The 25,485-nt window shown below is 40.4% G+C and carries 22 protein-coding genes and 1 pseudogene; 4 read left to right on the forward strand and 19 right to left on the reverse strand.

Annotation, left to right across the window (positions count from 1 at the left end; all coding sequences use genetic code 11):
• Positions 1-50: 50 nt before the first annotated feature.
• Entirely contained in the window at positions 51-377 is a 327-nt protein-coding gene (locus tag PHA78_RS05615; protein ID WP_024378308.1) for a hypothetical protein, read from the reverse strand.
• Between the two features lie 275 nt (positions 378-652).
• Here PHA78_RS05615 and PHA78_RS05620 point away from each other — a divergent pair, with 275 nt between their 5' ends.
• Positions 653-1,501 (forward strand): helix-turn-helix domain-containing protein, encoded by an 849-nt coding sequence (locus PHA78_RS05620; RefSeq protein WP_024378307.1) that lies wholly within the window; start codon positions 653-655, stop codon positions 1,499-1,501.
• 46 nt (positions 1,502-1,547) lie between these two features.
• Here PHA78_RS05620 and nth read toward each other — a convergent pair whose 3' ends face one another.
• Positions 1,548-2,171: an endonuclease III gene (nth, locus tag PHA78_RS05625; RefSeq protein ID WP_012775083.1), complete on the reverse strand. Its 624-nt coding sequence runs from the start codon at positions 2,169-2,171 to the stop codon at positions 1,548-1,550.
• Between the two features lie 97 nt (positions 2,172-2,268).
• On the opposite strand from nth, the gene PHA78_RS05630 reads away from it, so the two are divergent.
• On the forward strand, positions 2,269-3,120 hold the full coding sequence (locus PHA78_RS05630; protein WP_024378306.1) for an NAD(P)H-hydrate dehydratase: 852 nt from the start codon (positions 2,269-2,271) through the stop codon (positions 3,118-3,120).
• A 232-nt stretch (positions 3,121-3,352) separates the two neighbouring features.
• Here the strand turns inward: PHA78_RS05630 and PHA78_RS05635 are convergent, their stop codons facing one another.
• Entirely contained in the window at positions 3,353-8,110 is a 4,758-nt protein-coding gene (locus tag PHA78_RS05635) for a S8 family serine peptidase (protein WP_272158540.1), read from the reverse strand.
• 662 nt (positions 8,111-8,772) lie between these two features.
• On the opposite strand from PHA78_RS05635, the pseudogene PHA78_RS05640 reads away from it, so the two are divergent.
• Positions 8,773-9,094: pseudogene (locus PHA78_RS05640) on the forward strand (IS110 family transposase); the annotation flags it as partial.
• Positions 9,095-9,142: 48 nt separating this feature from the next.
• Here the strand turns inward: PHA78_RS05640 and PHA78_RS05645 are convergent.
• The 8 genes from PHA78_RS05645 to PHA78_RS05680 all read right to left on the reverse strand — a co-directional run bounded on the left by PHA78_RS05645 (position 9,143) and on the right by PHA78_RS05680 (position 17,904).
• Positions 9,143-10,681, reverse strand: coding sequence for a ClC family H(+)/Cl(-) exchange transporter (locus tag PHA78_RS05645; protein WP_099806669.1), 1,539 nt, complete (start codon positions 10,679-10,681; stop codon positions 9,143-9,145).
• A 113-nt stretch (positions 10,682-10,794) separates the two neighbouring features.
• Positions 10,795-11,865, reverse strand: coding sequence for an ABC transporter substrate-binding protein (locus PHA78_RS05650; protein ID WP_024377820.1), 1,071 nt, complete (start codon positions 11,863-11,865; stop codon positions 10,795-10,797).
• A complete protein-coding gene (locus tag PHA78_RS05655; protein ID WP_002940672.1) occupies positions 11,865-12,635 on the reverse strand; it encodes an ABC transporter permease in 771 nt (256 codons plus the stop codon). Before PHA78_RS05655 ends, PHA78_RS05650 begins: the two co-directional genes overlap by 1 nt.
• A complete protein-coding gene (locus PHA78_RS05660; protein ID WP_002938659.1) occupies positions 12,635-13,435 on the reverse strand; it encodes an ABC transporter permease in 801 nt (266 codons plus the stop codon). The genes PHA78_RS05655 and PHA78_RS05660 overlap by 1 nt, the downstream gene beginning before the upstream one ends.
• Positions 13,419-14,573: an ABC transporter ATP-binding protein gene (locus PHA78_RS05665; RefSeq protein WP_024377821.1), complete on the reverse strand. Its 1,155-nt coding sequence runs from the start codon at positions 14,571-14,573 to the stop codon at positions 13,419-13,421. Before PHA78_RS05665 ends, PHA78_RS05660 begins: the two co-directional genes overlap by 17 nt.
• A 37-nt stretch (positions 14,574-14,610) precedes the next feature.
• Entirely contained in the window at positions 14,611-15,519 is a 909-nt protein-coding gene (gene murB / locus PHA78_RS05670; RefSeq protein ID WP_024377822.1) for a UDP-N-acetylmuramate dehydrogenase, read from the reverse strand.
• A 234-nt stretch (positions 15,520-15,753) separates the two neighbouring features.
• Positions 15,754-16,614 carry a homoserine kinase gene (gene thrB / locus PHA78_RS05675; RefSeq protein ID WP_272158541.1) on the reverse strand — a complete coding sequence of 287 codons (861 nt, stop codon included), beginning with the start codon at positions 16,612-16,614 and terminating at the stop codon, positions 15,754-15,756.
• A 3-nt stretch (positions 16,615-16,617) separates the two neighbouring features.
• Positions 16,618-17,904 (reverse strand): homoserine dehydrogenase, encoded by a 1,287-nt coding sequence (locus PHA78_RS05680; RefSeq protein WP_272158542.1) that lies wholly within the window; start codon positions 17,902-17,904, stop codon positions 16,618-16,620.
• A 104-nt stretch (positions 17,905-18,008) separates the two neighbouring features.
• Here PHA78_RS05680 and PHA78_RS05685 point away from each other — a divergent pair, with 104 nt between their 5' ends.
• Positions 18,009-18,932, forward strand: coding sequence for a polysaccharide deacetylase family protein (locus tag PHA78_RS05685; RefSeq protein ID WP_105151662.1), 924 nt, complete (start codon positions 18,009-18,011; stop codon positions 18,930-18,932).
• A gap of 54 nt (positions 18,933-18,986) precedes the next feature.
• Here PHA78_RS05685 and PHA78_RS05690 read toward each other — a convergent pair whose 3' ends face one another.
• From PHA78_RS05690 to PHA78_RS05720, 8 genes are all read right to left on the reverse strand, one after another.
• The gene (locus tag PHA78_RS05690; RefSeq protein WP_272158543.1) at positions 18,987-20,756 is read right to left on the reverse strand and encodes an ABC transporter ATP-binding protein; all 1,770 of its coding nucleotides are present in this window, start codon (positions 20,754-20,756) and stop codon (positions 18,987-18,989) included.
• Positions 20,757-20,764: 8 nt separating this feature from the next.
• On the reverse strand, positions 20,765-22,501 hold the full coding sequence (locus tag PHA78_RS05695; RefSeq protein WP_272158544.1) for an ABC transporter ATP-binding protein: 1,737 nt from the start codon (positions 22,499-22,501) through the stop codon (positions 20,765-20,767).
• Positions 22,502-22,576: 75 nt separating this feature from the next.
• Complete coding sequence (locus PHA78_RS05700; protein WP_002940680.1) at positions 22,577-22,819, reverse strand: KH domain-containing protein; 243 nt, start codon at positions 22,817-22,819, stop codon at positions 22,577-22,579.
• A 21-nt stretch (positions 22,820-22,840) separates the two neighbouring features.
• Positions 22,841-23,113, reverse strand: a complete 273-nt coding sequence (gene rpsP, locus PHA78_RS05705; RefSeq protein WP_002940682.1) for a 30S ribosomal protein S16 — start codon at positions 23,111-23,113, stop codon at positions 22,841-22,843.
• 209 nt (positions 23,114-23,322) lie between these two features.
• Positions 23,323-23,763 (reverse strand): SRPBCC family protein, encoded by a 441-nt coding sequence (locus PHA78_RS05710; RefSeq protein ID WP_044678192.1) that lies wholly within the window; start codon positions 23,761-23,763, stop codon positions 23,323-23,325.
• Positions 23,764-24,019: 256 nt separating this feature from the next.
• Entirely contained in the window at positions 24,020-24,124 is a 105-nt protein-coding gene (locus PHA78_RS12575) for a hypothetical protein (RefSeq protein ID WP_202850666.1), read from the reverse strand.
• Positions 24,084-25,238 (reverse strand): MucBP domain-containing protein, encoded by a 1,155-nt coding sequence (locus PHA78_RS05715; protein WP_105157122.1) that lies wholly within the window; start codon positions 25,236-25,238, stop codon positions 24,084-24,086. The genes PHA78_RS12575 and PHA78_RS05715 overlap by 41 nt, the downstream gene beginning before the upstream one ends.
• Positions 25,201-25,482, reverse strand: a complete 282-nt coding sequence (locus tag PHA78_RS05720; protein WP_161498216.1) for a YybH family protein — start codon at positions 25,480-25,482, stop codon at positions 25,201-25,203. Before PHA78_RS05720 ends, PHA78_RS05715 begins: the two co-directional genes overlap by 38 nt.
• Positions 25,483-25,485: the final 3 nt, after the last annotated feature.

Raw genomic sequence — 25,485 nt, forward strand, 5'->3', positions numbered from 1 at the left:
CCAATACTAAGGAAGGGCAAAGATGTCTTCCTCACCCTTCAGTCATATTTCTAGAACCAATACCAACCATAGTAAGCTTTTGCTTGAATCCAATCCCAATTCTTTTTGGCTCCTGCTATAGCCCAACCATAATTGGCTGCCTTATATGATTTCACATTACCCCAGAAATCGGTAACTGTCGCACTGCTCCCCAAACGAACTGGTGCTTCCAAATAATAATGTGAGTAAGCCCAACCATCATTGGTAACCCCAAAATTCCAAGTATCTGTATAAGTTGGGTGGGGATGACGAGTTTCAGCTTCAACTGAATTAGAACCTACTAAAAGACCAGTTGCTACAACACTTGTTGCTACTAAACATGTTAATAATCTTTTCATACTTATACCTCCAGCATTTATCTTTCACAAAAAGCAAATAGTATAGTTGACTTGCACGCATATACTATCATTCAACAATTCACATTAATCACAATGTCAACATTTCCTGCACTTAAAGCAATACTTTCCACAGAAAATAATCAAAAAGACCTATCAATTGAGCCAAATCAACCATATCTTTTCTCCTTTCCTTTTTCTTAAAACAATGATATACTACTATTTATAAAATTGGAAAAACTGTCAAGTTTTTTTACACTTATTCGGGAGGAACTCGCATGAGATGGGATATTGGCAAAGTATATAAGCAGATTCGTGAGAGTAAGGGCATAAAACAGACAGAAGTTGTCGGCAAAGGCATCAGTCGCCAAGCCCTAATCAGCTTTGAAAAAGGGCAATCTACCCCTCGCTACGAAACCATGCACTTTCTCCTCCAGCAGCTGGACATGGACTTTGCAGAATTTGACTATATCTGTAACTACCACCAGCCCAGCAAACGGCAGGAAATCTTTACAGACTTCGCTGGGCAAGTCCATTCTACCAATCCAGAGGGATTTAAGGTATTACTCAAAAAGTGCCAAGACTACTTAAAGACCCACCAAGATTTACCCATCCAACATCTATCTGAACTGTCAGAAATCATGTACAAGGTCAGAAAGTCTGGTATAGAGGATATTGAGGAAAGCACCAAAAAACTAACTGAAAAAATCTGGAAGGAACTGGAAAAGCGAGACAACTGGTACTGGAGCGACATTCGCATGCTCAATACCATTCTCTACTTCTTCCCCATTGATTCGGTAAACCTAGTCACAGAAGGTATCTTAAAAACACTTGATAAATACAAGGATTTTGTAAACACCAAAACCAGACAACTGACAATATTAGAAAATCTAAGTACCCTCTATCTTTATCACAATCGTAAGAAAGATTGTCGTCTTATCTTAGATAGAATTCTATGCTTATCAAAAGAAGAAAGACGGTATGATATACTGGCTTTTGCCCAAGTCCGCTACGGTATCTGCACAGATAATGACGAACTAATCGAAAAAGGACTCCAACTGCTTGAATTGATGGAAGAAACAGGCTATCTTTCGATTGCAAAAAAAGAAATTGAACAATTTAGATGATAGAAAAAAAGCGTTGCTTACAGTTCATACTGTAGCCAACGCTTTTTTAATCAAATTCATATAATTGTGGGAATTTTTCGCATTCAGGGTTCTTAGGATGGCAAACCTCACGACCAAAATAAATCATAGCTTGATGAGCAGGGAGCCAGAGTTCAGGAGGTAAGACTTCCATGACTCGTTTTTCTGTTTCCAGGGGTGTAGCCGATTTTTTGACAATATCGTGGTGTTTACAAATCCGTCCCACGTGGGTATCAACTGCGAAGGCGGGAATTCCGAAACCGACACTTAAAACAACATTGGCCGTTTTTCTTCCCACTCCTGCCAAGGCTTCTAATTCCTCACGAGTTTGAGGAACAATGCCATTATGCCGTTCCATCAACTGCTGGGCACAGTCTTTTAAAAACTTTGCCTTGTTTCGGTACAAACCCAAACGAGAAATATAAGGCTCAATATCCTTCACTTCTGCTGCCGCCATGGCTTGGGGCGTAGGGAAAGCTGCGAACAAACCAGGTGTTGCCTTATTCACCGCAGCATCTGTAGTTTGAGCAGATAAGAGCACTGCACATACCAACTCAAAGTGATTTCGAAAGTCCAAGCTAGGCTTAGCATCAGGATATAGAGCGATGATTTCTTCAATAACTTTTCTTGCACGTTTTTTTGATAATACCATGAATTCATTATAGCATGAAAACTTGGATTTATCTAAAATCTGGATTGTCATAAACCTCATTCCTCATGGTATAATAAAAAGAAAAGGGGGAATATGTATGGACTTACAAGAACTCTGTAGAAAGGTCATTCAAGCAAGGCCACGCAACAGCCATAAGGGAAGCTATGGTCGAGTCTTGCTGATTGGTGGACTGTATCCCTATGGTGGAGCGATTATCATGGCCGCACTAGCAAGCGTCAACAGTGGAGCAGGCTTGGTAACTGTTGCTACTGAAAAAGATAACATACCAGCCTTACATAGTCATCTGCCTGAAGCCATGGCATTTTCATTTGACGATCAAGCCTTGCTGATAAGTAGCTTAGAAAATGCTGACTTGGTATTGATTGGTCCAGGTTTGGGGGAAAATAGCAGAGCTGAACAGTTATTGGACTTTGTTTTTGAACATTTATCTGACCAGCAGATTTTAGTTCTTGACGGCTCAGCCCTTACCTTAGTCGCAAAGCAAAACAGAAAGAACTTCCCGTGTAAACAAGTCATCCTGACACCCCACCAGAAAGAATGGGAACGGTTATCAGCCATTCCAATTGCTGACCAAACAAACCAAAGAAATCTTGAAGCCTTGCAATCTTTTCAAGAAAATACAATCCTTGTAGCTAAAAGTTCCGCTACTCAAATCCTAAAAACCCAGCCAAACCAAGTCACCCCAATAGGAGCTGGTGGTCCCTACCAAGCAACAGGAGGTATGGGAGATACTCTTGCAGGTATGATTGCAGGATTCGCTGTACAATTTCCCCATGTTCAACTATATGAAAGAATCCTTGTAGCAACCTACCTCCACTCCTATATTGCTGACCAACTGGCTCAAGATTATTATCTTGTAAAGCCAACTGATGTCTCAAGAAACATCCAAAAGACAATGCTTCAATTTCAAACACAAACAACCGCCTAATCAATGATTAAGCGGTCTTTTATATAACAAACTCGTGATTAAAGCCTGACAAATGGTAGAAAATGCTACTCAATGCAAATCAAAAGTTACCTAGAAAACGAAGCCGAAGATAGAACTCTGTTACTATCTTATTTCAAGGTAACAGGCTGAAAACCTCCACTGGAGCTTTTCACTCATCAAGGCAAGTTGACAACGGATAATTTTGATTTTCGAAGAGTATGACTATATTTTCTTAGACTTCTTCTTTATGACGTCGTTTGCTTACCAACAGAGTCCCTAGCCCAATAATGACACCAAGAACAAGATAGTATCTCGTATCATTGTCTCCAGTATTTGGTAGTTGAGTCACCTGTTTTTCTTGATTAGGGCTAGATAGACTAGCTTGCAAAGTGACTGGACGAGGTAAAGTTGGTTGAGGGTTTGGCTTCTGCCCTATCGGTACATATCCTGAATTCCCAGTATCTTTTACAGGAGGTGCCTGTACATCAACTTTTTCTGAGTCTATAGGTGGAGCCGTTACAGTGCCTTCATCTTTTTTGTCAGTGGCAGTATTTACTGGCTCTTTGGCATCATTTGTTGAAGTAGCAACACCATCCAGTTCTGCCTGAGCGCTTGTCAGAACGGCTAGAGCTTGATCGACACTTGCTTGGCTTGCAGATTCGTCAGCTAGAATCGCTTTCGCTGCTTCAACTGCCTGGTCATAAGCTTGTTTCACGTTTTCAGATGCATTGAGATACTTAGCATCTGTCGCTTTTAATACGGAAGAAACGGATACTGCGCTACGAAGGGCTGAAATATCAGTCTTTTGACCATCTAAGCCGGCTTTCGCTGCTAACAAGTCCGCCAACGCTTGGTTGACAACTGCCTGTGTTACATTCTCTTGGTTCAATACAAGTTGTGCTGAACGAACAGCTGTATCATAGGCAATTTGTTTGGTATTTTCAGCATTATAATAAATAAAGTTTGCCTGAGTCGGTGTGTAGTTTGATACTTCAGCAATTAGTTTTTCCGTATCGGTAGCCTGACCGTTTAGCTGCTCTCTCGCTGCCACAAGACTGGCAACTGCTGAATCTACTTGTGCCTGATTGTGTTTGTTGGCATATACTGCATTGGCATCTTCTAATGCTTTAGCATAGGCAGTTTGAAGTTCTGGACTAGCATTGTAATAACGCGCTGTTTCTTCAAGTCTCGCAAGTTCAGCAATCAGTTCTTTCAAAGCAACTTTATTAATCAAGGTTAATTTCTTAACATTTGACTGTTTTGCAAGTACTGCTACGTCTAATTCTTCCAAAAATTCATAGCCTTCTGGGAGGGTTGGAAGGATAGTGTAGGTACCAACTGGTACAAATTTACCATAATCGGTCTTAGAATATTTAGCATTTGGTAGCTGAATAGTCTGGCCATCAGTAGTTACCAGTTGGATGGTTGAACCAGAAGGTAGTAATGCATCAATATCTACCAGCAAGTTGGCCTTATCTTTCAAAGTCACATAGAAATTCACCTCGGCAGTGCTATTTTCTTCCGAAATCGTCACGACTGCTTTTGTTTCACCTGCTAGGCTTGACCATTCTGTATCATATAAGAATAAATCAAAGGTGTAAGTACCAAATGGTAGCTTAAGAACGCTAGTATCGCCGGCATATCGTGGTAATTCTGCAACAATCTTGCCTGTTTCATCGGTGACTGAGTAAGAGAAAAGTATTGGTGCAGGACTATTTGTATCTTTATCAAGAATATTGACAGTTACCAACCCTTTTTCATTGCCAATACTGATCAGATTCTCTACTTTTTCATAGCTGATGTTACCAGCATAATCCTCTACTGTGTAGTAGAATTTTGAAATATCTGCAAGGTCAAGAGGCAATGTAAAGGAGCCATCGTCGTTTTGTGCCACAAATACCTTGTTATCAGAAACGGTTACATCACCATTTTCTAATAAGGAAGGAATAGTTGTCACACCGCTTGCATCTGCTACAAGGTAGAATACTTGCTCGCGATATAGACCGGATTCTCCTTTTTCAATGGCTGGACGAGGGTTAAATGTAAAGTTTGTTTCATCATAGGTAGCTGTGGTGATAACTGGTGATTCTCTATCGATGATAACATCGAAAATCATAGTTTGTACTGCTGCACCTGGAACTTCAGATGAGTAGGTCAAAACGTATTGATACTTACCATCTGCTAAAGCATTTCCCTCGCTGTCTGTCCCATTCCATTCAGTAGGGTAAATAATGCTTGATTTTGGATTTTTAGGATCACCACTATAGAAGTTCTTATTGCCTGACTGTGGTTGACTTTCCCAAAGTGGATTTGTTCGCTCAGTATCATCTGCAGCATAGACGCTTGCGACTAAATCCGTATAATTTCTCAAGAAGACACCTTTGAAAGCGAGCGAGTCTTGGTTGTCATCTCCATTTGGTGAGATAGCTAAATGAGGCTTACCAGACTCATCAAGCTCTAAAACAAAGTATCCTGCTTCATTTTTAAATGTACCAAGTGTCTTGATCGCAAAGTCAGATCGTTTGTCTGTAGAATAGATTAACTCCGTACTTCCTGTAACAAGACCTGTGTAGTGATGGCTGATGTCAACAGTATCTGGTTGTGCTGTAACAGGTTCAAAGTAGAAGCCCCCCTTACCATCGGCAATAAGATTGTAAATCGGCTCTTCTAGAACGGCTAGATTTTGGAATTCCCCACGGAAACCAACGTATGGAATGCTGACAATATCACCGCCATCGACTACATCTGTAAATCGAACAAAACCTTCAAGATAGTAACCATTTTTCATTAAACCTGTCAATTCTTCTGCAAAGCTTGCTGCATCGACATTAATTGTAACAGTTGTACTTGAATTGGCTTTCACAGTCACCTTACCGCCAGAAATCTCTGCTAATAGACGCGGAGCCAAGGTGATTAATCCATTTTGGACAGTATCCGTTGTTAATTGCGTTGAGTAGTTTAAAGTCTTATCTTCGTTTGTAATGTTATGAAGTGTGACCGTAAAGCTGAATGTATCCTCAACATTTCCCAAGGTAATGCTGCCATAACCGTCTTCGCCAGTCAAATATAAACCTGTAGAAATAGCTGCCGCAGTATCGATGATACCTGCACCTTGTTGGCGAGGGGAAGTGTAGGCTGTTGTTTCTTTGTTCACATGTGCTTTAGCAGTAGACATAAGCAAGTGTTTTACTAAGGCTTCGATTTCTTGAGGGGACTTAGTAGGGTAAGTTGCCTGTAAATACTGTTTTACTAGTACGGCTGCTCCTGCCACGTGTGGTGAAGCCATACTTGTTCCCTGCATGTTGGCATAGTCATTATCATTGATGGCTGCATAAATAGCACCACCTGGAGCAGCTAAGTCTGGTTTTAGCTCGCCATCCGCCGACAGACCCCAACTTGAAAAATCTGAAAGAAGACCTGCTTCTGGGTTAGGGCGAATATCTGTTTCGTTATTGAACGCAATCTTATATGAGTTAGCTACCAAAGCTTCACCAAATTCCAATGGAATGAAGACAGATGGAATTGCAATAGCTGTATCATCAAGTTGCATGCTTACATTAGCTTCACCTGGACGACTATTGAAAATGACAACCCCTACTGCACCTGCAGCTGTTGCATTGGCTATTTTTTCTGAGAAAGTAATCGTTCCACGTTTGATGAGTGCAAGTTTTCCAGTCAAATCTAGACCATCAAAATCCGAAGCTTGACCGATTCCCGCATAGACATATTCATATTCTTTCCCGATTTCAAATGGTACGGGACTTTTCTCTGGATTATCAAACGAACTCTTACCGTAATTCAAGTCAGCATTGTTTTCTAAGCCAATGATATTGATTACTTTACTACCAACCGTTGTGTTATTGTAAGAAGCGACAGAAATTGCATCGCGAGCTGTTGAAGGTGCACCGACCAAGCCATAATCTGGATAATCGGCTGACGGATTAGAATGACCTGAACCAAATGTTCCATCATTACCAGCAGCAATAACAACAGAAACCCCTGCACGACGAGCAGCCTCGATTGCTGCAGTCACATTTTCATTCATGTTAACAACAGAGCCGTTAGCTCCTCCCAGGCTGAGGTTAATGCTATCTGCACCTAATTTTACAGCATCTTCAATCGCTTTTACGTACAATGCTGCGCCTGTTGTAGCTTTGAGGTCTGAGAATACACGCATAAACATGACTTGCGCTTCAGGAGCTACACCATACATTAATTGTCCAGCGACTGGTTGTGTCGGATTTCCTGTGGCAATACTCGTTACGTGCATACCGTGCGAGCGTTTGTCTTCTTCTTTCAAGACAGTATTCACATCAACATAGTTATAACCAAATACAACCTTATCGTTAAACCATTCACCGTAGGTAATTCCTGCTGCTTCTTTAGCTGCTTCTATCTCTTTTTCTGATTTATATTTTGCGGTTGAGAGATCTGAAATATGCAATACATCGTGATCAACGTCAAGACCGGAATCAATGATTGCAACTACTGTTCCTTCGCCCTTGTAACCACTATCCCAAACTTTAGGTACTGTAATGATTGTATTACTATCAATGTTTTGTGGTTTCGCTTCTTCCTGATTAGTAATAGCAGTAGTCTCATCTGCTACGGAAAGCTTCTCCTCTTCTTCTACTTTTTTCTCTGAAATAGCTGGAGTTTCTACAGCTGGTTGAGTCGCTTCTACTTCCGTATTTGTGATGTTTTCAAGAGCTTCTGAGCCAAGTGTTTCCTCTACAGTATCTGTAGTGGTTACATCAGTTGGGGTAGCCTCCACAGAATTGTCAACTAACTCCTCGACAACGGGACTTTCTGAGGTTGATTCGCTGACGATTGCGTCAGGAACAGTTGTTTCCACCTTAGTCTCTACTAGGCTTGTCAATTCTTCTGCAGCTACCGATGGTGCACCTGCAAACAAAAAAACTGCACCCAAAAGAACAGACACCGTTCCAATTTTATACTTCCGAAGTGAGAAAGTTTCTTTCTTTTTCATAACTTTTCCTCCTAGTTTTTCTCCTTCATTATTGGCAGAACCAATAAATAAATTAAAACACAAAACCATCAGCATTGCAAGTATATTCTGAAAATTCAGTTATTTATTCAAACTATAACTAGGTGTCAATAATATCTATAACCATAGATACAGATAATGCACACTATAGTCAAATGAATTAGCTTTCAGACAAGGAACTGAGGGCAGGCAGTACTAGAGTACTGCAATCCGAAAGTGACGATGTATCAAAGTTAATTCAAATGATTATAAAAAGGGAGTGAACAAGACATTCATGGTAGCTCCATCCTTACCCACAGAATAATGAGAATGAGCATAAAGCCCTCACTAAGATTATATACCTAGTGAGGGCCTTGCGGTTGGTGCATTATTGATGTTAATTATGATGACAAAACTGCTCCAGCCTACTGATAAGAACCACAATATACACTCAAGAATATGACTAATACTCAATGAAAATCAAAAACAGACTAGGCGACGCAGATGCAGATAGAACTGAAGTTCATCAAATCAAGTCAACAACGTCTGATTTTGATTTTCAAAGAGTATAAAATTCAGTAGATAGGCTCTCTAACTTACAAGAAGGAAAGAATTGTCATAGTAATCATGTGTAGATCAAGTCGATATTGTCGTTTGTATTCCCCTCAACTTGTCCAAAGCGTTACTTAGCTACATTTGATACAACGACTAAAGGTCTACGTACTTACCACGATTTTCTCAGTCAATTTCATGTGGAAGCTGTTGGTATGGAAAGCACAGGTGTCTATTGGCGACCAGTCTGGCATGTTCTATGTGATGACTTCGAGCTAATACTTGCTCAACCAGCCCACATGAAGGCCATTACAGACAAGAAAGACGCTTACTGGATTGCCAAAATGAATGCGGATTGGTCTGCTTCCTCGGAGTTTCGTTCCCGATGAAATCATTCCTGAATTGAGAGAGTTGACCAGACAACAGAAACATTATAATATTGGGACTTTTCTCATCTCTTTGTTAAGACAATCTAAAAAAATGCTAATCTTCCTCAAATATCCTACGAACGGTATGAATTTGAGAGATTGGAACTGCAACGAGCAAGGAATCACCCATAGAAAGTTGGCTATTTCCTTTCACAATCCTTGACTTACCATGATGAATTTGACTGGTGATCAAGCATGAATCCGGCAAACGTAACTCGCTAACAAATCTTCTGTCCAATGTTTCGTTGACAACAACCTCTATTAAGGTCATGTGTTCTTGCTGTTCTACTTCTTCTGGCAGAATTTTTTCCAGCATTGCTTCATAGACTGGCGCGCCACCTAAGAGATCCATCATCACATAGGAACTCAAAGCTACCAACCCGATGACCATCAATTGGTTCAAACTTCCAACCATTTCAGTTACTAAAATAATAGCAGTTAGAGGTGCTTTGGAAATCGCTGCGAAAAAGCCTGCCATTCCCAATACAATAAACAATAGCATCTGCTCCTGACTGATGAAACCAATATCAAGGAAGAACCGTGCGACAAAAAGCCCAAGGAGACTTCCTAAGGTTAATATGGGCAAAAAGATGCCCCCTGGTAGACCAGAACCATAGGAAATCATGCTCCATACAAATCGTATTAAAATCAAGATTGCCAATGTCAGTAGTCCTTGTTCCAAATATGGAAGCTCTAAAATCAAATGATGCCCGCCACCCAACAGATTAGGGAAAAAATAACCAATCGGTATAATAAACAAAAAGGCAAATACACTGTAGTATGGAACTGGGAGAGGAATGATTTTTGAGAGGAGGTTATAGAAACCTTGTATATTGAGGATAACAACTTCATACACATATCCAGCAAGTCCAAGGAAAACTCCAAGTAAGATATAGATCCAATATTGGTCAAGAGATAGTAACTGTAAGTCCTTCGGCATATGCAAAACAGGCATTAATCCAAAAAAATGTAAGGAAATAAAGTTCGCAGTGATACTGGCTGCCAGGGCTGAGACCCATACCAGACGTGAAAATTGATGATAGACTTCCTCCACAACAAATAAAAGTCCTGCTATTGGTGCATTGAAAGCTGCTGCCAAACCTGCCGCAGCGCCACTAGCAATCAAACTCCTTCTTTCCATTTCACTGGATTTAAGAAGAACTGATATACCTTTAGCCGTTACAGCTCCTAATTGAATACTGGGACCTTCGCGCCCCAGCATTAGACCAGATGCAATGGATAAAACACCGCCGATAAATTTTCTCCAAAGGACTGACCACCAGTTTAAATCCATAATTCCTTTTAGTTCTGCCTCCACCTGTGGTATACCAGAACCTTTTGTATTTGGCTCGTCTTTGATCAACTTGCCAACAAGTAAAGCTATGACCAGATAAAGCCCTCCAATAAGAAGTAAATAGATTGCATTGTCTGTTGCCAGAGAATAGAGGTGCGTAAAGGCAGAAAATATTTTTTCAATGGCTAAGCGAAATGCAACGACCACTAAACCAGCGACAATGCCAACTAAACTACCACGCAGAACCGAGTAGAGGATTGATTGAGAAATAAAACTAACTTCTTTCCGGTGATTTTCCATTGGGATTTCCCTTCCTTTCTATAGTATGTATGACCAAAAAATAGGAGCAATAAGTACTTAGTAAAGAACCTCACTCCCATTCTTTTATTTATATTGCTACCTGTCCAATCAGACTATTTCCGATACATCTTGAATTGGAGATAGAGGTCATTATACATTCCAAGTATCTCTGGTCCAAGATTATCATAAACTTCCATCTTCTTCATCGTTTCTTCAGATGGATAGAAAGATTCATCGCTCTGAGTCTCCTCATCCAGCATAGCCTTGGCTGCAGGAATTGGTGTTGAATAACCAACATATTCTGCATTGCGAAGCGCATTTTCAGGACGAAGCATAAAACTCATAAAGGCGTAAGCTCCATCAATATTTTTTGCTGTTTTTGGAATGACCATGTTATCGAACCAAAGGTTAGAACCTTTTGATGGTACAACATAGCGCAGATTTTCATTTCCATCTAACATTTCACTCGCCTCACCTGAGAACGAAACAGCAATTGCTGCCGCATCTTGTATCATATAACCTTTTATCTCATCAGCAACAATTGCTTTGACATTTGGAGTTAAATTATAAAGATGTTCAGCTGCTTTTTCAATCTCTGCAGGATTTTTAGAGTTTAAGCTGTAACCCAAAGATTGCAGACCGAAGCCCATGACCTCACGAACACCGTCGATTAACATGATATTGTCACGGTATTCTTCTGACCACAAATCTTCCCATTCTTGAGGAGGATTTTCTACCATGGTTTCATTGTAAACAATCCCCAAGGTTCCCCAGAAATATGGAATAGAATAGTCATTGTTCTTATCAAAACTCAAGCGCATAAATCGTGGATCGATATTCTCTAAACCTTCAATTTTTGATTTATCTAGTTTCACGAGCATATCTTCTTCCGTCATTTTGGAAATCATATACTCAGAAGGAACGGCCAGGTCATAGGTAGTTCCTCCCTGCTTGATTTTAGTGTACATGGATTCGTTGGAATCAAAGGTCTGGTAATCCACCTGAATGCCTGTTTCAGCAGTAAATTCTTCCAATAACTCTGGGTCAATATAATCTCCCCAGTTGTAGATGACAAGTTTATCAGTTGTCCCTTGGGTTGAATCAGCTTCTAACTTATAACTAATTCCCCATAAAACAAGAATAATAGCTACAATACCTACAAAAAATGAATACAATCGTTTCATTAGTTGGCCTCCTTTTCACGCGAGATGAAATAATAACCCACTACCAATAAGATTGAGAAAAGGAAGACAAGGGTTGACAAGGCATTGATTTCCAAAGAAATCCCTTGACGTGCCCGAGAATAAATCTCAACAGATAGGTTTGAGTAACCATTTCCCGTAACAAAGAATGTCACGGCAAAGTCATCCAAGGAATAGGTAAAGGCCATAAAGTAGCCTGCAATGATGGCTGGTGTTAGGTATGGCAACATGATCTCTTTTAGCATTTGTGGCTGAGTTGCACCCAAGTCATAAGCTGCTGAAATCATATCGGCATTCATTTCTTTCAAGCGTGGCAAAACCATCAATACTACGATTGGAATAGAAAAGGCAATATGACTGAGCAATACTGAGACAAAGCCTAGCTGGAAACCAATCATGGTAAAGAGAATTAGGAAACTTGCCCCAATCATGACGTCTGGAGCGACCATCAAGATATTATTGACAGACAAGAGCGCATTTTGAAAACGAGGTTTTGCCTGATAGATATAGATGGCACCGAAAGTTCCGATAAGGGTCGCCATCAAAGAACTCAAGAAGGCCAACAAGAAGGTTTGAGCCAGAATCAGCATGAGTCGGCTATCGCCAAGCATAGATGAAAAATGCTCCAAGGTAAAACCTGTAAATCCATTCATATCCCCACCTTCATTAAAGGCGTAGAAAATCAGATAGAAAATCGGCAAATAAAGAAGGAGGAAGGCAACCGCTAAGTAAATGTTTGCAAATTTTTTCATTATTTCTTCCTCTCTTTCGTCATCCACATAATCAAGAGCATGGCCAAAATCAAGACCACACCAATGGTTGAGCCCATTCCCCAGTTTTGTGTTGTGAGAAAGTGTTGTTCGATAGCTGTACCAAGCGTGATCACTCGGTTACCGCCAATCAAACGGGTCAACATGAAGAGGCTCAGACTTGGAATGAAAACCGCCTGTACACCAGAACGGACACCATTCATAGAAAGAGGAAAAATAACTTTTGTGAAGGTCTGCCAAGGAGTTGCCCCCAAATCACGACTGGCATTGATTAGGTTCTTATCCAAATCATCCAAGGCGTTAAAGATCGGCAAGATCATAAACGGAATCTCGATATAGGCTGCAACAGCAATAAAGGAGAAATCTGTGAAAAGAATTTGCTGAGCTCCTAGACCAATAAATTCTAGGAACTGGTTGATAGAGCCGTGTTGCCCAAAAATACCGATAAAGGCATAGGCTTTTAGCAAAAGATTGACCCAGGTTGGCAAGATAATAAGCATCAACCAGAGCTGTCTATGCTTGAGTTTGGTCAAGAAATAGGCTGTTGGGTAGGAAACCAAAAGCGTGACCAGAGTGATAATACCTGCGTAAAAAATGGAGTTAAAACTCATTCGCAGATAGGTCATATTGGGCGAGTTAAAATAGGTCTGATAATTGGCCAAAGTGAAATTGCCATGAATATCAAAGAAAGATTTGAAGATAATCAAGGCAACTGGAGCTAGTACAAAGAGAAAGACCCATAGGGCGTAGGGAATTGCAAAAAGCCTAGAGGTTTTCTTCATTGCGTTCCTCCTCAATGGCGTTAATCAAGCCATCTTCTACTTCTTCCACTTCCACATATTCTTCGATACGGGCATCGAATTCTTCCTCTGTTTCATTAAGACGCATGATATGAATATCTTCTGGCTCAAAGTCTAGACCGATGACCTCTCCCACAATAGCTTTACGAGTTGAGTGAATCATCCATTCATTGCCCAAATCATCGTAGGCAATGATTTCATAGTGAACCCCACGGAAGAGCTGGGTATCTACTTTTACCTGCAATTTACCTTCTTCTGGAAGTGTAATCTGCAAGTCTTCTGGACGGATAACGATTTGAACGTCTTCATTTGGACGCATACCACCATCCACAGCTTCGAAGCGTTTGCCGTTAAATTCAACTAAATAGTCTCTAATCATGCGACCAGACAGGATATTGGACTCGCCAATAAAGGTAGCAACAAAATGGTTGATTGGCTCATCATAAATATCTACAGGCGTTCCTGACTGAACAATTTCACCTTCATTCATGACAAAAATCCAGTCACTCATGGCCAGAGCTTCTTCTTGGTCATGGGTAACGAAGACGAAGGTAATTCCTAGACGTTGTTGCAATTCACGCAGTTCGTACTGCATTTCTGTTCTTAGTTTCAAGTCCAGGGCAGAAAGTGGTTCATCTAGCAAGACGACGCGAGGCTGGTTGATAATCGCACGTGCAATAGCAACCCGCTGGCGTTGACCACCAGACAATTTCTGAATGGAACGATTTTCATAACCAGAGAGCCGGACCATTTGTAAGGCTTCTGTCACACGGCGTTCAATTTCAGCCTTATCAACCTTTCTTAATTTAAGAGGAAAAGCCACATTTTCAAAGACAGTCATATGTGGGAAAAGGGCGTAGGATTGGAAAACTGTATGGACATCCCGCTTGTTGGTTGGAACGTCGTTAATCCGTTGACCATCCAGATAAATATCACCTGAACTTGCATTCAACAAACCAGCAATAATATTCAAAATCGTTGATTTACCTGAACCAGAAGCTCCTAGAAGAGTATAAAACTTACCCTCTTCCAATTCAAAACTAATATCCTTTAATACAGTTGTTCCACTGTCTTCAAAAACTTTTGAAACGTGTTTAAATTCAATAATTGGCTTTTTCAATTCTCATAAATTCCTTCTTTTTAACAGAGCCAAATGGCTAGAGTTTATCAGCAGAGTCGCCGATAATACGCACTTCTCTCTCCAGCGTAATGCCTGAAGATTTTTCAACAACTTCGATAACGTGGGCAATCAGATTTTCATAATCTTTTGCTGTACCATTCTCAACATTGACCATAAAACCTGCGTGTTTTTCAGATACTTCAACACCACCAATACGGTAGCCTTTCAAACCAGCTTCCATGATCAACTGACCTGCAAAATGACCAGGAGGACGCTTAAAGACTGAGCCACATGATGGATATTCCAAAGGCTGTTTCAACTCACGCAAATGGGTTAAACGAGCCATTTCATTTTGGATAACTGGGTGATTACCAGGTTTTAGGGCAAATTTAGCAGAGAGAACAATTGCTCCATTTTCTTGTAAAATTGACGAGCGGTAACCGAAGCGTAACTCACGATTATCAAGGGTTTCTACATAACCTGCAGGAGTCAAAATCTGAGCAGAAACAAGAATATGTGCTATCTCTCCACCATAGGCACCAGCGTTCATATAAACTGCACCTCCAATACTTCCAGGAATACCGCAAGCAAATTCAAAACCTGATAAGGAATGGAAGAGGGCAACTTTTGTCGTTTCAATCAAGTTAGCCCCTGCTTCTGCTTCAATAGTATAACCTGAAACTGTCACAGAATTGAGCTTATCCATACGAATCACAAAACCACGAATGCCACCGTCACGTACAATGATATTGCTAGAATTCCCAAGCACCTGCCAAGGAATGTTTTCACGTTTAGCAAATTCAACAATACGGACAATTTCATAGCGATTACGTGGAAATGCTAGATAATCAACAGCACCTCCAACTTTTGTATAGGTATATTCTTTTAAAGGCTCATCGAATCGAATATCGATGCCTTCTAATTCAAGCCTAATTTTATCTTTCATAACCTTCTCATTTCAATTTAAGATATACAGGATTTATTATACCAAAAATTACAGGAGAAAACGAATAAAATTCAACAAAAATACTTTCACAAGCCAAATTAATTTGCCCCAATATTTTGAAATGGAGAATGGAATGCACAAAGAAAGGAGTTCCCTTCCTACCGCATATAGTAGCGACGGCGAACTCCAATAAAATAAACATTTTTAGTTTTGCAAATGATAGATTCTCACTATCTATGCAATAGCAATCCCTTTGGTATCTACTTGAAGGCGGTGGACAGTTCCGTCTAGATTTAGTTCCTCTAATGCTAGAACAATAGCGTCCTCCCTATCTTTGGGAGCCAATACCATAACAGTTGGTCCAGCACCTGAAAGATAGGTTGCATAGGCTCCCAATTCTTGTGCTGTTTGCTTGATTGGACAAAATTCTTTGACCAATAGTTGACGGAAGGGTTCATGGAACATATCTGACTGAATAGCTTTTCCAGCCTTTTCTAAATCACCTGCCATCAAGCTGGCAACAGCTACATTGGAAATGGCGCTAGCAGCCACTGCTTTCTTGTACCCCATTTGAGAAGGCAGCACACCTCGGCTTTCAACGGTACGCAATGGGTAGTTCGGAATAAAGGCAACAAAGCTTGCCTCAGGAAACTCTGTTACCACTGCCTGAACCTTTTTATTGACATAGCTGGCAATAACTAGATTACCATAAATCGCAGGCGCCACATTGTCAGGATGGCCTTCAATTTCAGTTGCTTTGAGCAATTTTTCCTCTGCCGTCATATTCAGTCCTGCCAGCTGATTGGCCAACTCAATACCAGCTACAATGACAGAGCTAGATGAGCCCAAACCACGCGCCAATGGAATGTCGCTGGTCATCTTGATCCGATGCGGTTGCAAGTTTTTAGCCACTTTTAGTGCAGTCTTAATCAAAAGATTGTTTTTGTCCGAAGGAACATGTTCAAGATTGTGTTCAATTACCCAATCCTCTGTTTGTTCGAAAACTTCAATGGTCAAGTATTTTGAAAGGGCAACACCAACAGAGTCAAAACCAGGACCAATATTGGCTGATGTTGCTGGAATAATAATTTTCATGTCTTATTCTCCCAACACCTTGAAGGTATTCAAGACTGTAAAGTCTGTTTCTTGAGCCAATTTAGCTGTTACATTTTCCAACTGAGTCTTACTCATTTCGTGGGTCACAATCACTAGGCGGGCTGTTTCCCCATCCGCAGCTTGTTGCAGAATTTGTTTGAAGGAAATTTCTTCTGAATTAAAAATCTCTGCTAGACGAAGCATTTTGCCATTCTTATCAGGCGCATCAATTGAGAAGTAGTATTCGCTCTTCACATCGCTTGGGGCTGCCAATTGAAGTGAGCGGCTATATTCGTTAAAAGCTTTGCCGATAGTATTGTCTTTCAAGCGACGAACGATACGAATAATGTCAGCCATAACACTTGTTGCAGTCGGTTTTTGCCCAGCACCCGGTCCATAGTACATAGACTGGCCGATGCCGATAGATTCGACAAATACAGCATTCATCACACCATTCACGCTCGCAAGTGGATGATTTTTCGGTAGGAAGGTTGGAGATACTTCGGCAGCAATACCAGAGGTAGTTTCTTGAATATCACCCACAAGTTTGATGACATAGCCCAATTCTTGTGCCACTGCTACATCTTCTGGCGTGATATTTGAAATACCCTTGTGTGCTACGTGTTCAAAATCAACTGTCATCCCGAAAGCAAATTGACTGAGGATGACAGCCTTGTAAGCCGCATCAATCCCCTCAACGTCATTTGTTGGGTCAGATTCTGCATAGCCAAGTTCCTGTGCTGTTTGAAGAGCTTTTTCGTAAGTCCAGCCTTCATCAACCATCTTAGTCAACATGAAGTTTGAAGTACCATTCAATACACCGAGGATACGAGTCACCTTGTCAGCAGCCAATGAGTTAACCAAGGTACGCAAGATTGGAATACCACCTGCAACTGCAGCTTCATAATAAAGCGCAAGACCTTTCTCTTCAGCCAAGGCACGCAATTCGCTACCATGAACAGCAAGTAAATCCTTATTGGCTGTTACAATATGCTTACCTGCTTCCAAGGCGCGAGTGATAAATGTTTTTGCTGGCTCAATACGTCCCATCAGCTCAACTACAATAGCGATATCTTCGTCAGCCAAAATTTCATCAATATTTGTCACAAAATTGTAATTGTGGCCTGCAGCCAAGAGACGGTCTTTTTCTGCTTCATCCTTGACCAAAACCTTAGCAACTTCAATACTATCATGCGCGGCTTTCTCTATTTTTTCCTGGTTTTCTTCTAATAAAAATGGCACACCACTCGCAACGGTTCCAAATCCTAATAATCCTATCTTAACTACCATGTGCTCTCCTTTAAAATGTATTTCTCTCATTATAACAAATATTCTGACTATTTGGCAAAAAATTTGATATAATTGTTTTAATATATGATTATGGAGATAAGATAATGAAACATTCAAGAAGAGCTCGTCGAAGCCGCACACAAAAGAAACAACTTGTACCACTGCTACTTGGTATCGCATTATTAGTAGTGACTCTACTATCTATTTTTCTAATCTTTCTAAAACAGCCATCTAAGCAGCAAAATGATTCCAAAGCTTCAACGGTAGAGACAACAACCAGTTCGAGTGTTATGACTTCAGAAAGTAGTGAAGTACAAACAGAAATCATTTGGGAACAGCAAACTGAACCTATCAAACTTCCAATCCTCATGTATCATGCCATTCACGTAATGGCTCCTGAGGAAGAAGCTAATGCGAATCTTATCGTAGATCCAACGACTTTCGAAAGTCATCTAAAAGCATTGCAAGATGCAGGTTACTATACTTTATCACCTGAAGAGGCTTATAAGGTATTGACAGAAAATGTCCTTCCTGCTGGCAAAAAGGTTGTCTGGCTAACCTTTGACGATAGCCTCTGGGATTTTTATAGTTATGCCTACCCATTGCTTAAGCAATATCAAATGAAGGCAACCAACAATGTCATTACAGGGTTTACTGAATATGGACAAGCAGGGCACCTTACTCTTGAACAAATCAAGGAAATGCAGACCGCAGGGCTCTCCTTCCAAGGGCATACCGTCAACCACCCTGATTTAGAGTATAGTTCTATCGAGGATCAAACAAATGAACTTACTTCCTCTAAAGCCTATCTTGACAGCCAATTAAATCAGGAAACCATCGCTATCGCCTACCCTGGCGGACGATACTCAGCAGATACAGTAGCCTTAACTGAACAAGCTGGCTACAAACTTGGTGTGACTACTAACAACGGCTTGGCTTCTGCTAGTGACGGATTACTAACTCTCAATCGTGTCCGCATCCTCCCAACCACTACCGCTGAGGGACTATTATCCGAAATTTCCTATTAATTTTCACAAACATGTATATGAGAAAACTCCCTGTCACTGACAAGGGAGTTCGTTTTATTTGGATTGACTAAACTGACTTTGATAAAGATTATAATAGAAACCTTTGTCTGCCAAAAGACTTTCATGGTTACCTTGTTCGATAATCTGCCCATCTTTCAAGACCAAAATCTTATCAGCTTCTTGAATAGTTGATAGACGGTGAGCGATGACGAAACTTGTCCGCCCTTTCATCAACCGTTTCATGGCCTTTTGAATCAAGAGTTCCAAACGGGTATCAACTGAAGAAGTCGCTTCGTCAAGAATCAGAATAGCAGGATCCGCCAACAAGGCACGCGCAATGGTCAAAAGCTGTTTCTGACCTTGGGAAATATTACTGGATTCCTGGTTCATTTCCATATTGTAGCCACCAGGCAGAGTACGGATAAAATGATCGACGTTTGCTGCTTTGGCAGCTTCCACAATTTCCTCATCTGTCGCATCCAGACGACCAAAACGTAAGTTTTCCTTGATGGTCCCTTCGTAGAGCCAAGCATCCTGCAAGACCATACCAAATTGACTACGGTAGGATTGACGAGAAATATTCCGTATATCCTGACCATCTACCTTGATAGCACCTGATGTCACATCATAGAAACGCATGAGCAGGTTGATGAGGGTTGTCTTACCAGCCCCTGTTGGTCCAACGATAGCCACCATTTCACCTGGCTTCACATCAAGAGTAAAGTTTCGGATAAGCGGCTTGTCTTCTGAATAGCCAAATTCGACCTGTTCAAAACTGACTTGTCCGGTCAAACTAGCTGTCAACTCCAGCGCATTGGCGTCTTCTTCGTCAAGTTCATCTAAGACTGAAAAGATGCGTTCAAGGGAGGATTTTGCAGACTGCAACTGTGGTGCCAATTGGGTCAAGGTTTGGACTGGCTGAGAAATCTGCCAGACGTATTGGACGAAGGCCTGCATATTACCCACCGTCAATGTACCTGCAAGAACTTTCAATCCAGATAGCAGGGCGACGACAACGTAGGCGATGTTTGAGAAGCCGTGAACTAGAGGCATGAGCAAACCAGACATGAAACTAGCCTTGAAACCAACTTCCTGCAAGTCAGCAGTTATCTGGCGAAACTCTTCTGTAGAAATTTCTTCACGGCCGTAGAGTTTGAGAACGTTAAAACCAGTCAGATTTTCTTGGACAAAGCCGTTCAATCGACCGAGGGCATCAGCCTGCTGCTTGAAATATGGCTGGGATTTGCCCATGACAAACTTGGAACCAAAATAGGTCACTGGAACCAAGGTTACGACTACAAGTGCTAGGGATACATCCAACCAGAAACACATGAAAATGGCTAGAGAGAGGGTCAGAACGGCATTGACTAGCTGGAGAAAACTTTGTTGCAGGGCGTTTGAAACAGTCTCCACATCGCTTGTAAAACGTCCGAGTAAATCACCATACTGGTGCTTGTCAAAATAAGATACTGGAATCTTGTTAATTTTGTGGCTCAAGTCCTGACGTAGTTCCTTAGTTGCTCCCTGCACTGCCTTGGTCATAAAATAGTTAGAACCGTAGGCACCGATTTCATATAGAAGGGCGCGAAGGGCATAGACGGCAAGCATGATGGCAATGTAGGAATAGTTAATCTGCGCTCCTTCTACTCCATTAGCAATATCCAACAGATTCTTGGTCAATTCTGTAATGATAAGCCCCAGTACAAAGGGTTCTAAGGCATTCATAACTGCGCTAATGGTCTTTAGAAAAACGGCTAAAAATACAGAAGATTTGTAACGACGCAAATAGTCCCAAACACGGGTAAATACTGATCTATTCTTCATAATTCCTCCTATTCTTCTGTTAACGATTGACGATTAAGCTGAGAATTGGCGATTTCTCGATAAATCTCATTGCTTTCCATCAATTCATTATGAGTGCCGCGGCCAACGATTTCACCTTCATTCAGCACGATAATCTGGTCAGCATCCATAATGGTTCCGACGCGTTGGGCAACAATCAGCACCGTCGCATTTTCCGTCACTTCCTTCAAACGACTCCGCAAAATTGCATCCGTCTTATAATCCAAGGCTGAGAAAGAATCATCAAAAATATAAATATCCGGCTGTTTGACAATAGCACGTGCAATGGACAAACGTTGCTTTTGCCCGCCTGATAGGTTGCTTCCGCCCTCAGCTAGATGGGTGTCGAATTTTTCTTCCTTACTCTCGATAAACTCCTTAGCCTGAGCCACATCCGTCGCATCATGAAGTTCTACAAGACTAGCATCCATCTTACCGTACTTTAAGTTTTCCGCGATAGTTCCGGTAAATAGCAGAGCTTTCTGCGGAATAAAGCCAATCTTGCTGCGGAGTGCCTTTAGATTGTAGCGTCTGACATCCACACCGTCCACCAAGATACGACCAAGTGTCACATCATAGAAACGTGGAATCAAGTTGACCAAGGAAGACTTACCAGAACCTGTTGAACCAATAAAGGCAATCGTTTCACCAGGCTTAGCTTTGAAGGAAATATTGTGCAGAACAGGCGATTCCGTTTCACCAGGATAGGCAAAAGTTACATTTTCAAATTCCAAATAACCACGAGTATCTGTTTCAGTTATGCCGTCTTCATTCTTAGAAATAGAGATAGGCATGTCCAAGACTTCCTGAATCCGTTGGCTCGATACCGACATACGTGGATACATGTTAAACAAGTTAGCAAAGAGCAAGAATGAGAAAAGTGCGTGGAAACTATATTCGATAAAGGCTACCAAATCCCCAATCTGCAGACTGCCATCTTTCAAAGGAGGCAGGGCAAACCAGACAATAGCCACAATCATGGCAATAATAATCTGCACAAATAGTGGCTCTGTCAACGCAGTCAGGTTAAAGAGTTTTTTGGATGTTTCAGTATATTCTTCATTGACCTCTGCAAATCGCTCTTCTTGAAAATCTTCTCGCGTAAAGGCACGAATAACTCGCAAGCCCATGAGATTTTCACGAACATATTGGTTGATCGTGTCCAAACGTTTTTGTTGCTTTTCAGAAAGTGGACGGGTTTTAGTAGCTACATAAAAAATGACGAAAACCAAAAATGGCATGGCTACTGCTACTGTCCAAGCCAGACTCGGACTGGTTACCAAGGTCATGATGACAGAAGCAATCATCATCAAGGGTGTAATAATACCTAGTTTCAACACCATTTCAGAGAATTGCATGAGAACAAAAGCATCATTTGTCATACGAGCAACTAGAGAAGAAACACCAATCTGCTCATATTCATGATGAGAATAGTCCTGAAGTTTCTCATACAGATCATTTCGAATATCTTTGACGATGTTGGTAGTCAACTTTCCAGCTGCATAGGCAAGTGTCACTCGGCCAACAATACCGAGCAGGACAATTAATCCCATCATCCCCGCCCAGAAATAGAGCTGACTAACGTCGTTCTTTGTAATTCCTTGGTCAATCATCCTAGCCAAAAAAGTTGGCAAGCCCAAGTTTACCACTACAAACAAGAAGGCCCCCAACAAGTCCAAAGCAATCCACTTGGGGTATTTTTTCAAATAGGTCCAAATCAGATTCATCATTTCTTCCTTTCTATATGTTAAAAAGGGGCTAGGCCCCTTTGTCAACGTTAAAAGCCACCAAATGGTGACTTTCTATTCTTTCTCGTCGATCACTAAACGAACTTTTTTATCACTTGTTGGAACAGAGTAGACAATCGTTCTGATTGCAGAAATTGTGCGTCCTTTTTTCCCAATGATACGTCCAATATCAGATTTATCCAAATCCAAATGATATTCTAAAAATTCAGGTGTATCAACAATTTTAATTGTCAAGCTATCAGGCTGTGAAATCAAAGGTTTCACAATCGCAATAATGAGATTTTCAATCATGTCCATAAGTGTTCTCGCTTACTGTTCTTATTTAGAGAATTTTTGCTCGTGGAATTTCTTCAATACGCCAGCATTTGAAAGAAGGCTACGAACTGTATCAGATGGTTGTGCACCTTTTGCCAACCACTCAAGTACACGCTCTTCTTTAAGAGTTACTGAGTTTTCAGCCAAAAGTGGGTTGTAAGTACCAACAGTTTCGATGAAACGACCATCACGTGGTGCACGTGAATCTGCAACGTTGATACGGTAGAAAGGTTTCTTTTTAGAACCCATACGAGTCAAACGGATTTTTACTGCCATTTTTAAATGTTCTCTTTTCTTTGTATTTTTATTCGGTGAAATAGCAGAGCTATTTAGCACATGTTCTATTATACCACACTTTGACAGGGTGTCAAGAAAAAAACTTGACAGGATTTAAAAAAATTCAATTCAACTAAAAATTGATGAGAACATGGTATCACTCTTTACTAGTATGACGCTTTCCTAGACTAAGCGCTTATACGCTTATATTAAAACAAATTTTCCAGTCTTAAAAATGACTGTTTCCAAACCTTTTCAAACCATAAACGTGCCTGTTCCCATTTTTCTCCCTCTCCCCAACCACTATGAATCAAATGAATTTCCGTCTTATTTTCTTTTTCTGCAAAGAATGTAATACATACATGAGTCAGTGGTTTTGCAACATTCATTACATCCGCATATTGTACCGGACCTTTCCAATTGAAGCATAATAGTTTATTCAATTCAAATGCTGTTACTTTGCACCCTAAAGTACTATTATTTTCATTATCATTTTTATCCCAAAAAAGTTCATATTTCCCACCAACCCAAGGTTCTATTTCTGATTTTTCTGTTAGCCAAGTTATAATCTCTTCATTCTTAGTGAATAAACAAAATGCTCTTTCTGATGAACAGTTTAAGAGTGCCTTGCAATGGATTATTTTATTCATAATTTCTCCTTTCGCTTATATTCATTTTAATCTTTCCACCCACAATTATCCCACGCAATAAAAGTATATATCTCAAATGATTGCCCTCCTTAAATTTTACATTGCTTTCGTCTTAATTCAAATTTTTATCTCTGAATAATCAACAACATTATACCATTTTTAAGCCATTTTTTCTATTGTCAAATTTCCTATTTTCTCCCACATGCAGCACGGATAAAAAGGAACCTAAATGATATATACAAAATTTCTGTTTTCACTATTTCCGTTCCGCTTTCACTACCTTAAACAATTTATCTTGAAATGTATCTTTGCTCTTTTGGTCAAAATATATACATATCAGGATTTTCTTGTCGAATAACACGGTAATCTATCTCTTCTACTCTTTCTAATGTTTCCTGACCTGAATTCTCTTTAATAATGATTTGAATTGGATTGCTGTCCTCTAATACAATCCTTTCAGGGGGTATTGAAACAAATGTATATCCATCAGGTGGGGTAATCTCTAATGTGACCTCTTCTCCTTTGTTACCAGTAATTGATGGCCCATCACTTACCTTTACACCGTCCTCAGTAACAAATTCAATCATTTTAGAAATAGACTCAGGAATTGAGGGTTCTTCCGCTATCTTTTCTACAACTTCGATGTAATTGTTGTTTGAGGCATACAAATCAAAACCATGTATATTATTTCCATCACCAATTGACATAACTGCAAGTCGTGTTTTTAATGGATTAATAGTCGAGTTTTTCCAAAAATTTAATCGTCCAGTTGTCTGATATGTTTTACCATTTACGTCAAATTCGATTTCTGAGTTTACTTTTGTTTCAGTTACTTTCAACTGATGAACTTCATCTTCAGTTAGTTCCCTTAATTGTTTCATTGGTTTTCCAGTTTGTGGATCCATTGAAAATTCACTATTTGATACTAGATAAAAATGTTGTTTAGCAGTTTTCAGTCCATTCAATCGACCGTTAATAATATTCGTAGAAAGTTCTTGATCACCCACTTGTACTTTTAAGTATCCTGAATTTGATTTATGATAGGCAGATGCCATATCACGGTACTCAGGTGTTTGAAAGAATCCAGTTACTAACTGACCACTAACATCCCTTACGTTATCTGCTTCAGTTAATTCAAAGTATCCATGGTGGGAAGTACGAGTTGTAAGAAATGCGTATGCAGTATATGATAGATTACCGTAAATATTATAAATATCCTTACCTAGGTAGCGATTCATCTGATACTCTACCATACCATAGTCAAGCAAAGGTACTTCTCTGCCATCTATAACAGCAGTTAGATGACCTATTTTATCACGCTTTAAATCAGATAATGTTTTTGGCTGTCCATTGACAAATAATTTGTAAGGATAAGTTTCTGGAATTCGAATAGCATGATAATTCTCCGAAAGACTAGAATGTGCTGCTTTAGAAACTTCAAAACTCGTATGAGAAAGTCGTATCAAAATATGCAAAAGCACAGGTCTTAGAAGACTGAATTTCTAGGTTTGAATAGCTCACTTCTACCCTATCTGGTCCAATTTCTTGAAACCAGGCCGTCACCATATCCGTCAAGTCCTTCTTACCAGACAAAGACCACTGCCCAGCAACATCATACATCAAGACATCGTCACAATACAGGGACAACATCAGGTCCACATCCTTATCCAAGACAGCTTGCTGATATAATTCTAAGACTTCTTCAATCCTCTTTGTCATTTC

The organism is Streptococcus sp. HN38 (genome assembly GCF_028335765.1).
Classification (GTDB): Bacteria; Bacillota; Bacilli; order Lactobacillales; family Streptococcaceae; genus Streptococcus; species Streptococcus suis_P.